Raw genomic sequence first — 17,812 nt, forward strand, 5'->3', positions numbered from 1 at the left:
GTTTTGGTTTTTTTTTGGCCCTGTTCCCTCAGCGGGGTGGGATGGGGCGCCCCCGGGGGGGGGGCGCTTCTCACCATGGTGATAGGCAGAGGTCAGTGTTTGCTTTTCAGATTCAGTGAGAGAGGCAACGAAGCGGCGCCTTGCCATGGGTTCATCCGTGTCAGTGATCCAAATATCTATACTACACGAAAACTTCAGATCAGGCACTTAGCCTGACTTTAGACAGCGGAGAGACCACGATAATCATACAAACCAAGAGAAAGATATTAGCGGCACCGATGAAAAAGCTATCCAGCTCATTCGTCAGCCACTTCCTCGCATTGACGAAGAGAGGCTCAACCTCGCCTTGAAAAACGATCGTGAAGAAAACAAACAACACGATCATGATGCTGGATATAACAAAAACCCGATTGTGTACATCGACATTGACGAAACCGACGCGCTTATTAACGTTATCTCGCCCTATCTTATAATCGGTTTCAATAACATTTGCCTCACCATCCGGAATCAAAAAGTCTTGTTTTTCTCTCACAGCATAGACCTCGCTTGTTTTTCGTCAACAATGTTTAAGCTGCCCACCACTAAGGCAGGCAGAACACAAATGCCTCCTATTTATTAATCAAAGGGTAAACTCTGCCAGCGGCCGACCAAGGGCTTCAGGTTCGGGGGACACACCAAGGCCAGGACGTGAACTGACTGATACTACGCCTTCCTTCACTGTATAGCTTCTTGGCTCCAAGCGGGGACTGACGTAATCTGCCAGATTGCAAACATTAAGTATATATTTCTCGTCTGTAGCCGTTGCCAGATGAAGCGCAGCGGTCGTTGCGATATCACTTCCCCAAGTATCTTCAATCACCATTTTGGTGCCCAGCGAAGCACATAGATCTCGGGCCCGACGTGCTGGGCTTAACCCACCAAACTTTGATAGTTTGATAGCGGCTGCATCCATGCAACCAAGCTGATAACCCTTTAACAAGCTATGAATGTCATGAACATTTTCATCAAGCTTCATAGTAAGTCCAGATGCCTGGCGCACAGCATCGCAGCTTTCCATGGTTTCACAGGGTTGTTCGATCATGATATCGAGGTGTGATACGGCTCGAGCTGCACGAGTGGCATCAAGCTGTGAGGCACCACAGTTCCAGTCACCATAAACCAGTGGACCTTCACCAACTGCATCACGTACAGCGATAAGACGCTCGACATCCTGACGCCAGTTATTATCTGCACCCAGCTTTACCTGGAACTGACGAATACCAGCTGAATAATATTCGCGAGCCATGTTCGCCATCGTTTCTGGAGCAGTACAGGTGATTGATAAATATAGCGGCAATTTCTCCGTTTGAAGCCCCCCAAGCAGTTGATATAACGGCATACCAGCAGATTTTGCCGTAATATCCCATAGGGCGATATCTAGTGCTGATTTAGCATAAGGATGGCCAATTAGCTGCTTATCAAGTTTGGCAAGAAGACGTTCCGGACCCACGGGATCATCACCCAGCAGTGAAGGAGCAAGTTCGGTTATGGCCGGTAGCACACCGTCGGCGTATGCCGGTAAATAATGGGGGATCGGGCATACCTCCCCCCAACCACTCAAGCCGTCATCCGTATCAATACGTATGATGATAGAGGGAACGCTATCACAAGTTTTCCCCCCAGCCATATAGTAGGGAACATGACTAGCAAGATTAACCTTCCATATAGTTATCGCTTTAATATAGCTCATACTCATCTCCTGCCCCGTATCCGAAAAAATCCTTCTCAAAAAACAAACCTTGTTATTATAAAAAGGGAAATCTGTTAACCAACCAACACATCCTTATCCGGATGATGATACCCCGTTGCCTTATTCATGCTTTTTGAATAGCCACGGGGAGCATTACTGGCATCGGTTTTTTCAGGGCCAACGAATGCCTCACCGATGTTACGAAGAAAACGGACATGCTTGTCATACTGATTCAAGATGTCGTTGATCAAACTTTCCTCTCCCAAGCCCATGACATCATAATCCTGGCCGCCTTCCATCAGATGGACCTCGTTGGAGAAATAGCTCGCCCTACCGGAATCTCCACTATTTACATTTACCGGAATCGCACGTTCAACAAGGTGGACCGAGTAAAGAAAATCATAATCGCCACCGTTCTGGATAATGAGCTCGGCATAATCCTCTTCGTGAACAACCTCTGTCCTGACAGAGTGACCTTTTAGGCTACTCTCGATCTCTTCCGCCACGGAAGAAAGAGCATCAACGACGTGTTCATTCAAATGGCAACGCGCTTCATGCTCGGTAGGAAAGTGACCGATGCTGCGTAGCCGGGTCCGCCAGTCACTCATTTGCACCAGTGGGCTGGGAGCAGGAAGCTGCTTGACCGCTTGCTTCAACTGATCCACAAAGAGCACCTTGAAAAGCCCATAAATGGCGAACATCAGAATAATACTAACCGGAAGTGCCGAAACGATCGTCATGGTCTGCAAGGCGTTAAGGCCACCGGCATAGAGCAAGACAAATGCCACCAAGCCCACTGTAAATGTCCAAAAAACACGCATCCAGGTCGGCGGATTATCGGTGCCATTGCAACTCAGGATATTCATGACCAAAGATCCAGAGTCTGCCGAGGTAACGAAGAAGACCACGATCAAGAACAAGGCAATAAAAGGTGTAATCTGACTGAACGGCAGTTGTTCAAGAAACACGAAGAGAGCGACTGGTACGTTGTTGCTGACTTGTTCACCGATTTCTGTCATTCCGCTGTTCAAGATGAGACTAATGGCATTGTTGCCAAAAATAGACATCCACAAGGCGACAAAGCCGGTCGGAATGAAAAGAACGCCAAAGACGAATTCACGTATGGTGCGTCCACGAGATATCCTGGCGATGAACATGCCGACGAAGGGGCACCAAGCGAACCACCAAGCCCAGTAGAATACGGTCCAACCACCTATCCAGTCAGTCTTCTCATAAGCATACAGATTGAAGGTCTTGGACATCAGACTGTTGAGATATTCACCAATATTCTGGACCAACATGCCCAGTACTGGAACGGTATTTCCAGCCATCAGCACGAAGAGCATCAACAACACTGCCAGGCTCATGTTGATATTGGAGAGAAGCTTGATTCCCTTATCGAGACCGGAAATGACCGACAAGGTAGCAAGCAACGTGAGCGACGCGATCAAAATCCCCTGTACCACCAATGAATCGGGGATGAACGAAAAGTTCTGATGCACGCCGGCATTGAGCTGCATGGCGCCAAACCCCATCGAGGTGGCGACACCGAACAGGGTTCCGCAGATAGCAAAAATATCGACGACATCGCCGATACGGCCGTAAATCCGGTCGCCGATGATCGGGTACAACACCGACCGTACCAGCAGCGGCAAGCCATGACGGTAGCAATAGATCGACAAGATCAGCGCGATGGCGACATAGATCGCCCAGGCATGCAGGCCCCAGTGGAAGATGGTGATATTCAGCGCTTCCTTTGCCGCCTCAGCGGTACCGCCAACCATACCTGGCGGATTGAGAAAATGCATGATCGGTTCAGCCACGCCATAGAACACCAAGGCGATGCCGAGGCCAGCAGAGAACAGCATGGAGAACCACGTCAGACGGCTATAGTCTGGTTCCGAATGATCGGGCCCCAACTTGATATCGCCGTAGCGAGAAAGCCCCAGATAGATACAGAGCAGGAAGATGAAGCCTCCCATCAGAATATAGTACCAGCTGCCATATTCGACTATAAAACTCTGTAAGCTCGTGAAGGTACTAGAGGCTTTTTCCGGAGAAAGCAGTGCAAACATAGTAATAAAGAATGCCACCACTACCGAGCCAAAAAATACATTCTTATTCATACCTTCGGAAAGCCTGTTTTGCCTTAGTCTCATCTACTTCATCCTATTGTAGTTATATTCTTATCGAAGAATTAAACCCAGCCTTCGTCAAAAATAATGAAAATGGATTAAAATAATCACATTATAGATCCAGTACTAACCGACCAGATATTGCTCGAGAAACGCAAATACACATGCAATCACCACTATCGCGTTCTTCATCATCGAGAACGCTGTCACGATGATCAATCTCTCCTTCCAACACATCGGTGATGCAGGAGCCACAGAGCCCGTTCGAGCAGCTAAAATCAACCGTATACCCTCTATCCCTGAGTGCAGAGAGAATACTTTGATCTTCCATCACACGAATAATCTCTTGTGATGAGTGAATAATCACCTCGAAGGCAGAGTTCGGGTTTGATCGCTCCTCGTTGACCGGGGAGAACCGCTCGAAGAACACGGTGCCCCGCTCATGATCCGCACTCGCCTTGCGAATTATCTCCAGCAGGGCCTCTGGTCCACAGACGTAGTAGTGCGTCTCTGCAGGATGCGCACCGATCAGATCGCCGAAATCCACGAAACCATCGGTATCATCACAATGCAGGTGGTAGCAATCACCGAGCTCAAGCTTCTTGAACATCGGATCGAAGGCGGCCATTTCATGGCTGCGGACCAGGTAATAGACCTCGAAATCACGGCCGGCCTGCTGCAGGGCACAAGCCATGGCATAGATCGGAGTAATGCCTATCCCCCCCCCTATCAGGACGATGGGCTGGCTGTCCGACACGATCGGAAAGTTGTTGCGCGGGCCCCCGAGCTTAACCTCGGCTCCCACGGCCAGTTCGTGCATGGCGATGGAGCCACCACGGCCGTCATCTTCCCGCTTCACGGCGACCGATAAGTAGTCGCCCCCCTCCCCCCATTCCCAGACCGAATAGTTCCTGATGAGCTCCGGTCCCAAGACGACATCGACATGGCTGCCCGCCTCTAGTCCGGTGAACCCACTACCGATGGATTCAAAGGTGAAGCTGCAGATGTCGCTGCTCAAGGGTTCTTTCTTGACCAGGCGACCACGAACCGTATCAATCATCACTACACACCTCGTTTGACAGGCTTATTCGGATAGACGCGACACTCAGCGTCGCATTGGGGTTAGGCGATCGGATCATGCTTGAGCTGTCGCTCGGTAATCAGCGCCTGGCGCTCAAGCATCCGCTGGGCCCGGCGAGCTACCGGTAAATCGATCATCTTGCCATCCACGGAGATGGCACCAACGGCTGCTCCCTTGGCGTCGAAGAACTCGGCTACCACGCGACGGGCATGGTCGATCTCGGCCGCGCTGGGGGAAAAGGCGCGATTCAAAACGGCTACCTGAGCCGGGTGAATGGCGAACCCGCCGGCAAACCCTAGCGGCACGGATCGCATCACATGGTTCTCGAACACGGTCAGGTCACGGAACTCGGCGATGCTGGCAACGTACCCCAGCAGATCGATACCGGCAGTCTTGCAGGCGATGTTGATCTGCATGCTGGGTACCAGCAGGCTGTCCCAGCAGGGCGTCATCTGCATCTCGAAGGCCAGGTCTTCCGATCCCAGGCTCAGAGCCCGAAGCCGCGGGTGCGCTGCCGCAATCGCGTCCACGTTGAGCAGCCCCGACGGGGTCTCGATCAGTCCGATCAGGAAGCTGCCCGTGCCTTCCAGGCGGTCGGCGACGCCTGCCACGTCGGCCCTCGACTCCACTTTCGGCAGGATGACGCAGTCGGCACAGGCCTCCTGCACTGCCGGCAGGTCCTGCGCCAGCAGTTCCTCGGGCGCATTGACCCGCACCGCGGCGAGCTTCCCGGCGGCCTGGACGGCCGCGCAATGTTCGGCCAGCACGCTACGAGCTGTTGGCTTGGTCTCCGGCGGCACTGCGTCTTCCAGGTCTAGGACGATCACATCGGCATCACCAGCGACGGCCTTGGCCACCAGCTTGGCGTTATGCCCCGGCACATATAACAGCGAACGCATCAGGGGTGTGGTCATGGCAAGCCTCCTTCGCTCAGGCCGCGTTATGCCCGGTGAACGGGGCTGTGGAGGTGAATAGCGCACAGCGGGTCAAGGCCTCGGCCGAGTCCGCTCGGAGCAGGGACTGCGCCTCATCGACGGACAGGCCACAGTCGCTGACCTTCTGCAGCAGCTGGGTTTCGGTCATCGGCAGGTCGGCGCCACCGGGTACTGCCCGCTCCTCGCGCTCTAGTACTCGACCACTGGAGAGGGTAACGATCAGGAATTCCGGGCTCGTCGGCCCGATGTCGCCACTATGCCCCGGGGGCAGCTCGTAGAGTTCCAGCTCGACCTTGGCGGCCAGAGCCTGGCGGGCCGGATCATTGAACGCCGCCGGCTCGAAATCGTCTGGAGTGACGTGACCACTCAGTAGCCCCGCTGCAAGACAGTAAGGCACCGAGAACCGAGCTTCCGCATCGTTGCCGGGAATATCGAACCGGGCCACTTGGTGGAAAGGACGCGGCATGTGGTAACGCACGCGGGTAATCTTCTCTTCATCCAGTAGCTGTGCGGCGACGGCCTCGGCACCGGCAATGGGACGCTGGGTATAGGCACAGCTCGGCCACAACTTGCGAATCACCGGGAAACGCTCGGTCCCCAGACCCAACTCGGCATCGGCGATGGCCGCGTCGAAGCCGGGCGAACTATCGGTGCCGTAGAGGGAGGCAAAGCCTGATGCAATGTCCCAGATCACCGTGTTGGCGGTCGCGCCGCGCTGCGCCATCAGCGCGGCCTGCAGCCCGGCTTGGGCGGCGAGTCCCTCATGGATTGCCTTGGCATGCGAGCCCGTCTGGCGCAGTGAGCCTGCCGCAGAGCTGGAAGCCAGCGCCATGGCGTTAGCCATCTGTGCCTGACTCAGCGATAGCGCCCGTCCTGCCGCCGCCGCGACGCCGATCGGGCCCAGCGTCAGCGTGGAATGCCAGCCCTTGTCGTAATGACCATAGCCCAGCGCGCGGCCCATCTGGACGACGGTCTCATGACCGACCAACCAGGCTTCGCAGACCTGGTGAATGGACAGCCCCCGCGCCGAGGCGAGGCTGAATAGCGCGCTGAAGATGGGTCCGCTGGCATGGCTGGAACCGGACAGCTCGTAGTCGTCGAAATCCAGCGCATGGGCACGAGCACCGTTGACCAGGGCGGCACCGGTGAGGGTGCGCCCCACACCGCCCCCCACCGGCACGGACGGCCCTGTATCGCCCGAGGCATCCAGCGCGGCCACCACGGCTCGGGGCTGGGGCATGGACGTTCCCAGGTACATGCAGGCCAGGGTGTCGATTAGGCTGGTTCGAGCGCTTTCATACGCCTGGGCGCCGACGTCAAGCACCTCGGCTGTCGCCCAGGCACTGAGCCGTTCGGAAAATGCAGACTGCGACATGTTCACTCCTCAGGCCTCGGAGAAATCGGCCTCGGCCTTCATGGCCAGGGCATCATCATGGCGGCGCGCCCATAGCTTCATGGTGGTGCCTTCACGCCGGGCTTCGAGCTTGATGTCATGGTTAGCGGTCAGCGGTGCCAGCCCCTTGAAACTGAAACGCCGAGGCTGACGTCCGAAGGTTCGAGTTGCCAGATCGACCAGCAGGGTGGCGGTCAGAGGACCATGGAACACCAGGCCTTCGTAGCCCTCGACGTCCCGGGCGTAATCGACGTCGTAGTGGATGCGGTGGCCGTTGAAGGTTAGGGCCGAATATCGAAACAGCATGACCTGGGTCGGAGACACACTTTCGACGATATCGGCGTCATTCGGGGCGACCAACGGCTGGGGCGTCGGGGCATCCGGTGATGGATCCTCGCGGTAGACGATGTCCTGCTCCTCGGTCCAGGCCAGAGTCTCACCGGCGTAGATCTCGTGCAGAACGGTGACGAAGCATAGCGGGCCGGAGCGCCCTTCCTTATGAACGATGTTGTGGATACTGGAGACCTTGCGCGCCTCTTTACCCAGCTGCAGGGGGGCGTGGAAGGTAAAGCGACCACCGGCCCACATGCGCCTCGGCAGGGCGACCGGCGGCAGGAAACCACCCTTGTGAGGATGACCATCGCGACCCAGTTCGCCGGCCGGTTTGGCTTCGAGAAAGTACAACCAGTGCCATAACGGCGGCAGGGGATCCCCGGCCCGGAGACTTTGTGGACGATCCAGCGTAGCTTGCATGAACCGAGCCGGGTTGGCCCGTAGCTGGTCCTCGAAGATCTCGCTGTGGCCCAGCCAATCGGCGACGTTCAGGTTAGACATGGCTAGCTTCCTTCTTGTGTGACGAGGCGAATTCCTGACGAACGCGTGAGGTATCGGCGCCAACGGCTGGTGCATGGCGCACCTGGCTCGGCCGTTCGTGATCCAGCCAACGGACTGGGGACTCCGGGATGCTAATGACTTCGCCGTTGTCGGTGCCGACAGTTCGACGGCGAAGCGCGGGATGGCTGGCCAGCTCGGCGACGCTATTGACGCCCCCGAAAGCGATGCCAGCCTTCGACAGGCGCGCCTTGAACTGTTCCTGCGTCAGCGGCGCGGTGACCGCTGCGATCATTGCCTCAAGGGCCTCGCGATGGCGCACTCTCTGATTATTGGAGGAAAATCGAGGATCTTCCGCGACAGTCGCGTCCTCGAGGACGTCGACGCAGAATCTGGCCCATTCACGATCGTTTTGAACTGAAATGATCGTCAGGCCACCATCCTGGGTTTGAAAAGCGCCATAGGGCGCCATACTCGGGTGCTGCAGCCCCACCCGCTTGGGGGCACCATTGCCATATTCCTCATGAATCAACGGCACGCTCATCCAGTCTGCCGCCACATCGAACAGGGACACTGCCAGGGCGGCGCCATGACCACTAACGGAGCGCTGAATCAATGCCTCGAGAACGGCTGCGTGTGCTGTCATTCCCGCCCCAATATCGCAGATAGAAACCCCGATACGGCCCATTTCGTTCACACCACCGCTGATGCCGGTCAGGCCGGATTCGGCCTGGATCAAAAAGTCATAAGCTTTGAGGTGCTTGACGGCATCGCTTTCGCCATACCCGGTAATATCCAAGGTGATCAGCTGAGGATATTTTCGACGCAAGTCTTTTGAATCGAATCCGGCTCTTGCCATGGCGCCTGGCGCAAGGTTCTGAATAAAAACATCCGCTTTTGCGATGAGGTTCTCGAGCAGTTCGGCGTCTTCTGGCTCGCGAAAGTTGAGCACAACCGAATCCTTTCCCTGGTTCGTCCAGGTAAAATACGAGCTGGCACCATCGGCCGCCTGGTCGTAACCACGAGCAAAATCTCCTTCAGCACGCTCAACCTTAATCACTCTGGCACCGGCTTCCGCCAGGCGTGAAGTACACAAAGGTGCCGCCAATGCCTGTTCAATCGACACGACCAGAATACCTTCCAAAGGTTGCATATAACCCCCTCATCATCGGCTACAAGAAATCAACAGACGCAGGACAATAACTGACTCGGTTCCTTCCGATTCTTGGGGGTGGCGACAGGAAAATAAATTGATTTTTTCTATGCAGTTTGAAAAGCAATTTTTTACAGCGAGATCGCAGACTCAAGGGACGAGCCATATGAATCGAAAACAGCTCATTATCATGCATACAGCATGGACACTCGGTGCCATAGGCTCTAGCAGGAGAGCGTCCCTTCAGCGGGCAGCCAAGTTCTACATCGCCTCATTCCTGGGTTTAGGAGGGAGTCAAGGCAAGCGAGAGGCGATCAGTCGAATCTAGGAGGGGCATTCAGATGGCAAGAAACGAAGGGCAATTAAAACAAATCGTTGACGGGGTCTCTGTCGAACCACTCGACAAAAGCCGCGACACGCGCCCAGCGCTCTTTCTGTGGAGGAATACTCAAGAAGTACTTGGGCAATGGAGGTAGATATCTTTCATCGATGGCAAACGGAACACATAACTGTCCACTTGCCAGCATACCCTCGGCGTTGATTCGATTACCCAAGGCAACCCCTAGCCCATATGCGGCGGCCTCAAAGGCATGGAGCGAGTAGCCAACGGCAAGGAAGCGTTGGTCAGGGAGCCAAGAAAAATCGGAAAGGATAGACCTCCATGAGTTCAAACGCCTCTCGGTTTCGATCAACGTCAGACCGCGCAAGGCATCCAAACTGGTCAGATCATACCGTCTCGCATAGTCAGGATTGGCTAAGGCAACGATGTCATCATCGAGTACTTGCCGGCTAATAAAGGCAGAGTCAGCATCGAAGCGATACTCAATGGCGACATCGATCTCACGCTCCTTGGCATCCAAAGTCATCCGATCAATCAGTCGTACATCATATTGCGGATAAGACTGAAAAAAATCCGATAGCCGCGGCATTAACCACTTGGCCGTCAAGGTCGGAGGCGCTGAAATGGTAAGGGTTTCCCGACTCTTCTTATGTGACGCCGTGGCCGTTGCCCGACTGATTGCTTGGAGACTGGGGCGGATCTCGGTCAAGTAGTCTCGAGCCACTTCCGTCAGCAGTAAGGATCGCCCCTTGCGTATGAACAAAGGCGAACCAAGATATTCCTCCAGTTTTGCCACTTGGTGACTCACCGCAGGTGGGGTAACGAAAAGTTCATCAGCAGCCTGACGCACGCTTCCCAAGCGTGCAACTGCCTCGAAGGCACGGATAGAAGATAGCGGGGGAAGCTTGTACATGTAGGGTGCCAGTAGGGATAGAGGGCCTCGACGAATGGTAATATATTCTACAATAATGGATAGTCCGACAGGAGCATTTCTTTCAAAGCCACGTCATCTTTCAGGCCACGGCACAAGATCGGCAGGCGTTCTCCTAAAACCCGAACACCTGCCGGCACTCGCCTACGCTGGAGATCCGGTCAACCCTTGATGGCTATGCCCACATTCTTAGTCTGCACATAGTTGAGTAGTGCTTCTCGGCCTTTTTCGCGACCATAGCCGGATTTTCCGAATCCACCGAAGGGCGTTTCCACACCACCCGCATACCACTCGTTGACAAATACCTGACCCGCTCGAATATCGCGGGAGACGCGCATGGCGCGGTTGATGTCGGCGGAATAGACTCCTCCGACCAAGCCGTAATCGGTGCCATTGGCCAGCGCAATGGCCTCATCTTCGGTGCGGAACTTGAGCACCGCCACCACCGGTCCGAACACCTCCTGCTGGGCGATTTCCATCTCCGCGGTGACATCGGCAATCACCGTCGGCGCCAGGAAATAGCCATCGCGATCGAGCCGCGTCCCGCCGGCCACCAGCCGGGCACCTTGATGTTGGGCTCCTTGGCACATGGCTTCCGCCTTGTCTCGCTGAGCTTCCGATATCATCGCGCCCATGTTCGGACCAAACTCCGGAAACTCCATGCCAGGGCCCACTTCGAGCGCCTTGGCCATCTCCGCCACACGATTGACCACCTCTTCGTAGATCGACTCGTGGACGATCAAACGCGACATCGCGGAGCAGACCTGGCCAGCATTGAAGTAGATACCCCAGCGCACGTCGCTCACCAGCGCTTCCAGGTCCGCGTCATCGAACACCACGGCAGCTGACTTGCCGCCGAGTTCAAGCACGCAGGGCACGACATTCTGTGCGGCGGCGGTGGCGATGGCGATGCCGGTCTGCACCGAGCCGGTGAAGACCAACTGATCGATGTCCGGATGCGCGGACAGCGCGGCACCGGCTTCGCTACCGTAGCCGCAGAGGATATTCAGGGCACCAGCCGGCAGCCCAACACGCTCGGCCGCACGGGCGATATACCCCGCCGCCAGCGGATCCAGTTCCGGCGTTTTCACCACACAGGTGTTGCCGGTGGCCAGCGCAGCCGACACTGACCTTGCAGTCATCTCCAGCGGATAGTTCCATGGAATAATATGGGCAGTCACGCCATAAGGCTCATGCACGGTAAAGTCGAAGTACTGCCCCCCCAGAGGGATTGAGCGCCCCTCCATGGTCTCGGCCTGATTGCCGTAGTATTCGAAATATCGTGCCGCAGTTTCGACCTCAAGGCGCGCCTCCCACAGTGGCTTGCCCGCGTCGAGGCACAGGACATTGGCGATCTCGTCGAGATGCTCGAGTAGGTGCTGCCCCATACGCTGCACCAGCCGACCACGCTCCACTGGCGCCAGATGGCGGAAATCCCCTTCCTGATGGCAACGCTGCGCCGCGCGTACCGCGCGATCTACATGGTGCGCTGAGGCGCAGGCCTGAGTGGCGATCTGTTGACCAGTACCCGGGTTGAAGACCGGCACGCTACTGCCACCGCTCTGCCAGTAACCGTCGATAAAGTTGGGCCAATGGTTATGCGGCAGCACCTGAGTGACTTCCTCCTGCGTAGTGGTGGTAAAGTCAAGCATCGACAGTCTCCCGTACCCAGTTATTAATGGCCACGATCGAGTGCTCCGACATGACGCCCTCTGCAGGGTCGACGACCAGAGGTCCTCCCTGGTAACCACGACTCTTAAGGCCTCGCTGGACCGACTCTACCAGGCGAACATCCTCCGCCACGGTGGTATCGCGGTCCTGTTCGGCCAGGCCGCGAATGACATCGGACTCTTCTCCGCCGATGGTGTACCAGCCCCGATACACCATGACCTTGTCCACCGCCATGGGCCGCCAGTGGTAGGTATTGAGCACATTGCCCGGATAGACCTGGAACGAGAAGCCAGGCCACAAGAACCAGGACTTGTACTGCGTGGCACGGGAATTCGACTCCGGATCGATCGGATAACTCATTCGATCCAGATTCTGGCACTGGGTGGTGTGCTGAAGGGTGTAGCCCACGTGACTGATCCGGTAAGTCTCAGGCTTGATGACGCCATCGACGAAGGTGTGATGGTTGGCGGAACAGTGGTAGCACTCCGAGTAGTTCTCCACAGAGATCTTCCAGTTGCAGTCTTCCTCGATGGCAACGTATTCGAGGGGTGCCAGCTCGTCGATATGCGGCACGAATTCCCGTAGCTCTTCACGCACGCCGGGGAACACCTCATCCATCGACTTGGCATCCGAGTCTAGGTTGACGAAGATGAAGCCGCAGAACTCCTCGGTCCGGACTCGAGGCAGGCAGATACTACCTTTGTCGAGGCCTTTCACCGCATCCAGGTTCGGGCCATTGCGGAGTCGTCCATCAAGGTCATAGGACCAGCTGTGATAAGGGCAGACCAGCATACGGGTATTGCCAGACTCGTGAGTCACGATTTCGTGGCCGCGATGTTGGCAGACGTTATAGAAGGTGCGGATTTCACCTTTCTTGCCGCGAGCGCAGAACAGGCTCTCTCCAGCGATCTCCAGCCGGAAGTAGTCGCCACTGTTAGGAATCTGCGAGACATGACCGGCATACTGCCATGTCGACGCCAGCAGGGTTTGCCGCTCTTTCTCGAAGTAGGCGGGATCGGTGTAGTACTTGGGCTCAAGGGCGCGAATGGGCTGGCTGCTCACTATGGATACCTCATTCCTATCTGACGTTTTAGCGTTGTAATTGGCTGTTAAACAAGGCGCTGATTATTGGCGCTCGCTCAAGGCACGTTTGGCTGTGACATACGCCACGATAGCAAGGCATAACAGTTTAGATAATTGAAATTTTCATTCCATATTGTAAAATTTTCCTAAACATCAGAGAATTCCTAAAATCGGCAGCAGCGCACGCGGCTCGCGGGACTATGGCATAATATCAAGGAGTTACGAACAGATTCTTCGTCACTCCAAGTAGATTCGCTTTATCCGGCTTACATCCTCCCTTACAGCCGACCCGGTAGATCACGAAAGATGATATTGGCCTCATTTCGATAGCCACGCGCGTGCCATTTTTCTCGTCTCTGACTCAATCGCTGGCCCTGTATACCATTCCCCCCTTGACGAATGTAGAAAGATCATTCTACCCTAGAAGTAGAAAGACCTTTCTACCGATGAGGCATGACATGGACAAGAACCGGATCGCGGCACGGCTGGAGGCGCTCTTCAGCCAGCAGGGCTTCGCCACGCCCAGCGTGCCCGAGATCAAAGAGGCCGCCGGGGTGAGCATGCGGACCCTGTATCGCCACTTTCCCTCCAAGGAGGCCATGGTGATCGGCGGCCTGGACCATCGCCATGCCCGCTATCTCGCCTTCCTGACGAGGGATATCTCGTGCCCGGGGGCCGAGGCCATCACCGAGCTGTTCCAGCGCCTGGCCCAGTGGATGGAGCACGAAGCGCCCCATGGCTGCCTGTCGATGAGCGCCTTCGCGGCCTTTCCCCACAACACGCGGGTCAATGATTCGGTGAAACGGCACAAGCACGAGATACGCCGGCTGCTGGCGACCCTGAGCGGACGCGAGGCACTGGCGGGCGAGCTCTTCCTGCTTCACGAAGGAGCCTCGGCCGCCTGGCCCACCCTAGGCGAGGAGGCCATCCGATCGGCCCAGACGGCTGCCTACCAACTGATGAGGAGAACCGACAATGACGCTGCCTGACACGATGTTCGGCATCCAGCTCACCGGCCATGGCGGCCCCGAGGTGCTGCACGCCCGTCACGATATTCCCGTGCCCAAGCCCGGGCCGGGCGAGGTGTTGATTCGCGTCGCCGCCGCCGGCGTCAACAACACCGACATCAACACCCGGCTCGCCTGGTACTCGAAAGGCGACGCCGACAGCGAGGATGCCAGCTGGTCGGGCAAGCCCCTCCAGTTCCCGCGCATTCAAGGGGCCGACGTCTGCGGCCGGATCGCCGCGGTCGGGGATGGCGTCAGCCCGGAGCGGATCGGCGAGCGGGTACTGATCGAGCCCAGCCTCCGGGAGCATCGCGGCGAGCCGCTGGACCCGCCCTGGTACTTCGGCTCCGAGTGCGACGGCGGGTTCGCACAATACACCACCGTGGCCGCACGGCACGCCTGCCGCATCGAGAGTGAGCTGAGCGACGTCGAGCTCGCCTCCTTCCCCTGCTCCTACTCCACCGCCGAGAACCTGCTGACTCGCGCCGAGGTGGGCGCGGGGGAACGCGTGCTGGTCACGGGCGCCTCCGGCGGGGTCGGCTCGGCCGCCGTCCAGCTGGCCAAGGCCCGCGGGGCGCATGTCATCGCCATCACCGGCGCCGACAAGGCCGAGATGCTGCGTGAACGGGGCGCCGACGAGATCGTGCGCCGCGAGGACGTCCTCAACGAGGTCATCGACGCCGACAGCATCGATGTGGTGGTGGACCTGGTCGCCGGCGAGCAGTGGCCGCAGTACCTGGAGGTGCTACGCCGCCACGGCCGCTACGCCGTCTCGGGCGCCATCGCCGGCCCGATCGTCGAGCTGGATGTCCGCACGCTCTACCTCAAGGACCTGCGCCTGCTGGGCTGCACGGTGCTGGAGCCCGAGGTCTTCACCAACCTGATCACCCATATCGAGCAGGGCCGCATTGCGCCCCTGGTGGCGGCGTCCCTGCCCCTCGAGAAGATCGGCGAGGCGCAGGCGCTGTTCCAGGAAAAGCGTCATGTCGGCAAGATCGTGCTCGAGGTCGACGTCGCCGACGCATAGTGCCTCCGTGGCGTGCCGAGATCACCAGGCTGGACGGGCGACGCGGCGCGCTGAACCCGGTGTGGGCAAGCGCCATGCCCCCTTCGGTCACGGCTGATCCTGCCCCACCGGGACCGACGCAGGGATCCGGCGAGCCCCGACCCGCCAGGTTCAGCCCTGGCGGGGCAAGGCCTGGCGCAGGGCAAAGGTCTCGATCAGATGATCGGCCAGCGCCGTGACCCGGTGCGGCCGGGTGCGCGACGGGGGGAACAGCAGCTGCACCGGGGCGGGGGCCGCCGCGTAGTCGGGCAGCAACTCGATCAGCCGGCCGCGGCGAATGTCGTCCGCCGCGTCCAGCTCCGACTTGAGCACGATCCCCCGGCCCTCCAGCCCCCATTGCCGAACCATCGCCCCGTCATTGGCGACGCGATCGCCCTGCACCGTCACGATCTGAGGCCCCGCCGGGGTCTCGAAGCGCCACTGGTTGTCGAGGTTCTGTCCGAAGCGCATCACCAGGCAGTTGCGCGACCGGAGATCGGCGGGCTCACGAGGCGCCCCGTGGGCCGCGACATAGGCCGGTGACGCACACACCAGCCGCCGGGCATCGCCCAGGGCGCGCACCCTCAGGCTACTGTCCATGATGGCCCCGAGACGCAGGGCCAGATCGACGCCCTCCCCCACGATGTCGACATAGCCGTCCGACAGCAGCAGCTCGATCCGGATGCCCGGATGCCGGTCCTGAAAGGTGCTCAGGGCATGGGAGAGCAGATGACGCCCCGTGTCGCTCGGCGCACTCAAGCGGATCGGCCCCGTCAGGGTCTCGGCACCGTGGCGAATGCGGGTATCCAGGTCGGCGACGCCGTTCAACAGCTCCCGGGCACCGTCGACCAGGGTGCGTCCCTCCTCGGTGAGGCTGAGGGCGCGGGTGGTCCGGTTGAGCAACACCACCCCGTAGTGCGCCTCCAGGGCGGCCAGACGCTCCGAGACGGAGGTTGGCGACAGGCCGACCTCGCGCCCCGCCGCCGTCAGGCTGCCCTTCTCCACGATAGTCAGGAACAGCGCAATGTTGTCGAGCAGCATTCTACGGGGTCACCGGAAGATGTTGGCGATCACAGGCCGTTTTCCGCCTGTGCGAGATGACGAGGATACCGCAAATGGCAGGAGGTCGCGGCATGGACGGGCCTCGTCCGCTCCCTGGGCACGACGCCATGTCAACGAAGCGTCCGGCGGACAGCCTGACATCCTGACGCTGGCGCCCTGATCCCGATGCCCTGGAGAGGCGGTGGAGTGCCGCCTCGTGATTATCCGGCCCAGCCGGATTATGTCTTCGCTTTCGGCCGGTTTTTACGGCATCTCGCCGACACTATGATGCCCCCACTCAAGGCGACGGGCCACGCGACGAGACGTGGAGGCCTTCTCCCGTCGCCCCTCATCCCACCATCACTGATCCCCCGATCACGGAGCGTGAAACCATGAAAGCCATTGGCTATTACGAGACAGGTTCCATCGACCGCGATGACGCCCTGGTCGATCTCGAACTCGCCACCCCGACCGCCGTCGGCCACGACCTGCTGGTCAAGGTCGAGGCCGTCTCGGTCAATCCGGTGGACTTCAAGATTCGCCAGAACCGAGCCCCGGCCGAGGGCCAGGCCGCCGTGCTGGGCTGGGACGCGGTCGGGGAAGTCGTCGCCGTGGGCGACAGCGCCTCACACTTCTCACCGGGCGACAAGGTCTGGTACGCCGGCGACATCAGCCGGGCCGGCACCAACAGCGAATACCACCTGGTCGATGAGCGCATCGTCGGTCACGCGCCGAAGTCCGTGCCGGCCGCCCAGGCCGCCGCCCTGCCGCTGACCACCCTGACCGCCTTCGAGATGCTGTTCGACCGCCTGCGGGTCACCGAGCCGGTGCCCGGCGCGGCACCGGCGGTGCTGATCATCGGCGGTGCCGGCGGCGTGGGCTCGATCGCCATCCAGCTGCTGCGCGCCCTGACCGACCTGACCGTGATTGCCACGGCGTCACGCCCGGAAACCCGGGCATGGGTCGAGGCGCTGGGCGCCCATCACGTCGTCGATCACCGCCGGCCGCTGCCGGCACAGATCGAGGCGCTGGGCATCGGCCAGCCCGGCTTCGTGTTCTCGACCACCCACTCCGGGCAGTACGCCGAGCAGGTGGCGGAGCTGCTGGCCCCCCAGGGGCGCTTCGGCCTGATCGATGATCCCGAGACGCTGAACGTGCTGCCGTTCAAGACCAAGGCGGCCTCCATCCACTGGGAGCTGATGTTCACCCGCGCCCTCTTCACCACCGCCGACCTCGACCGGCAGGGCAAGATACTGGACAGGGTGGCCGGCCTGCTGGAAACCGCCATGATCCAGTCCACCGCCACCGAGGCCTTCGGCACCATCAATGCGGCGAATCTCAAGCGCGCCCATGCGCTGCTGGAGAGCGGCAAGGCCAGGGGCAAGATCGTGCTCGAAGGATTCGCCTGACGCCTGGCGCGCCTGCCCGACACGCCAC

The 17,812-nt window shown here is 58.6% G+C and carries 15 protein-coding genes; 3 read left to right on the top strand and 12 right to left on the bottom strand.

From position 1 onward, the window contains the following. Positions 1-199: 199 nt before the first annotated feature. The 11 genes from UYS_RS18375 to UYS_RS0204180 form a co-directional block, all read right to left on the bottom strand. The gene (locus UYS_RS18375) at positions 200-532 is read right to left on the bottom strand and encodes a BCCT family transporter (protein WP_156821538.1); all 333 of its coding nucleotides are present in this window, start codon (positions 530-532) and stop codon (positions 200-202) included. 87 nt (positions 533-619) lie between these two features. Then, positions 620-1,729 (bottom strand): mandelate racemase/muconate lactonizing enzyme family protein, encoded by a 1,110-nt coding sequence (locus UYS_RS17895; RefSeq protein ID WP_083868079.1) that lies wholly within the window; start codon positions 1,727-1,729, stop codon positions 620-622. 74 nt (positions 1,730-1,803) lie between these two features. Continuing rightward, positions 1,804-3,888, bottom strand: a complete 2,085-nt coding sequence (locus tag UYS_RS0204140; protein ID WP_156821539.1) for a BCCT family transporter — start codon at positions 3,886-3,888, stop codon at positions 1,804-1,806. A gap of 88 nt (positions 3,889-3,976) precedes the next feature. Next, the gene (locus tag UYS_RS0204145) at positions 3,977-4,924 is read right to left on the bottom strand and encodes a PDR/VanB family oxidoreductase (RefSeq protein ID WP_016854236.1); all 948 of its coding nucleotides are present in this window, start codon (positions 4,922-4,924) and stop codon (positions 3,977-3,979) included. A 62-nt stretch (positions 4,925-4,986) separates the two neighbouring features. Then, positions 4,987-5,859 carry an HpcH/HpaI aldolase/citrate lyase family protein gene (locus UYS_RS16865; RefSeq protein WP_016854237.1) on the bottom strand — a complete coding sequence of 291 codons (873 nt, stop codon included), beginning with the start codon at positions 5,857-5,859 and terminating at the stop codon, positions 4,987-4,989. Between the two features lie 16 nt (positions 5,860-5,875). Beyond that, positions 5,876-7,255, bottom strand: a complete 1,380-nt coding sequence (locus UYS_RS16870; RefSeq protein WP_016854238.1) for an MmgE/PrpD family protein — start codon at positions 7,253-7,255, stop codon at positions 5,876-5,878. Between the two features lie 9 nt (positions 7,256-7,264). Then, positions 7,265-8,107, bottom strand: a complete 843-nt coding sequence (locus tag UYS_RS0204160; protein WP_016854239.1) for an HTD2 family dehydratase — start codon at positions 8,105-8,107, stop codon at positions 7,265-7,267. Next, the gene (locus UYS_RS0204165) at positions 8,100-9,257 is read right to left on the bottom strand and encodes a CaiB/BaiF CoA transferase family protein (RefSeq protein ID WP_026068336.1); all 1,158 of its coding nucleotides are present in this window, start codon (positions 9,255-9,257) and stop codon (positions 8,100-8,102) included. The genes UYS_RS0204160 and UYS_RS0204165 overlap by 8 nt, the downstream gene beginning before the upstream one ends. 362 nt (positions 9,258-9,619) lie before the next feature. Continuing rightward, entirely contained in the window at positions 9,620-10,510 is an 891-nt protein-coding gene (locus tag UYS_RS17900) for a LysR substrate-binding domain-containing protein (RefSeq protein WP_083868080.1), read from the bottom strand. Between the two features lie 179 nt (positions 10,511-10,689). Continuing rightward, positions 10,690-12,180: an aldehyde dehydrogenase family protein gene (locus tag UYS_RS0204175; protein ID WP_016854242.1), complete on the bottom strand. Its 1,491-nt coding sequence runs from the start codon at positions 12,178-12,180 to the stop codon at positions 10,690-10,692. Next, positions 12,173-13,261 carry an aromatic ring-hydroxylating oxygenase subunit alpha gene (locus UYS_RS0204180; protein ID WP_016854243.1) on the bottom strand — a complete coding sequence of 363 codons (1,089 nt, stop codon included), beginning with the start codon at positions 13,259-13,261 and terminating at the stop codon, positions 12,173-12,175. The genes UYS_RS0204175 and UYS_RS0204180 overlap by 8 nt, the downstream gene beginning before the upstream one ends. Before the next feature lie 479 nt (positions 13,262-13,740). On the opposite strand from UYS_RS0204180, the gene UYS_RS0204185 reads away from it, so the two are divergent. Together UYS_RS0204185 and UYS_RS0204190 are read left to right on the top strand one after the other, a co-directional pair. Next, entirely contained in the window at positions 13,741-14,271 is a 531-nt protein-coding gene (locus UYS_RS0204185; protein ID WP_016854244.1) for a TetR/AcrR family transcriptional regulator, read from the top strand. Next, entirely contained in the window at positions 14,258-15,316 is a 1,059-nt protein-coding gene (locus UYS_RS0204190) for an alcohol dehydrogenase family protein (protein WP_016854245.1), read from the top strand. Before UYS_RS0204185 ends, UYS_RS0204190 begins: the two co-directional genes overlap by 14 nt. 150 nt (positions 15,317-15,466) lie before the next feature. Here the strand turns inward: UYS_RS0204190 and UYS_RS0204195 are convergent, their stop codons facing one another. Next, complete coding sequence (locus UYS_RS0204195) at positions 15,467-16,375, bottom strand: LysR family transcriptional regulator (RefSeq protein WP_016854246.1); 909 nt, start codon at positions 16,373-16,375, stop codon at positions 15,467-15,469. A gap of 392 nt (positions 16,376-16,767) precedes the next feature. Between UYS_RS0204195 and UYS_RS0204200 the strand changes: the two genes are divergently transcribed. Beyond that, entirely contained in the window at positions 16,768-17,784 is a 1,017-nt protein-coding gene (locus tag UYS_RS0204200) for a zinc-binding alcohol dehydrogenase family protein (RefSeq protein WP_016854247.1), read from the top strand. Positions 17,785-17,812 lie beyond the last annotated feature (28 nt).

Source organism: Halomonas smyrnensis AAD6, from assembly GCF_000265245.1.
In the GTDB taxonomy this organism is placed as follows: Bacteria; Pseudomonadota; Gammaproteobacteria; order Pseudomonadales; family Halomonadaceae; genus Halomonas; species Halomonas smyrnensis.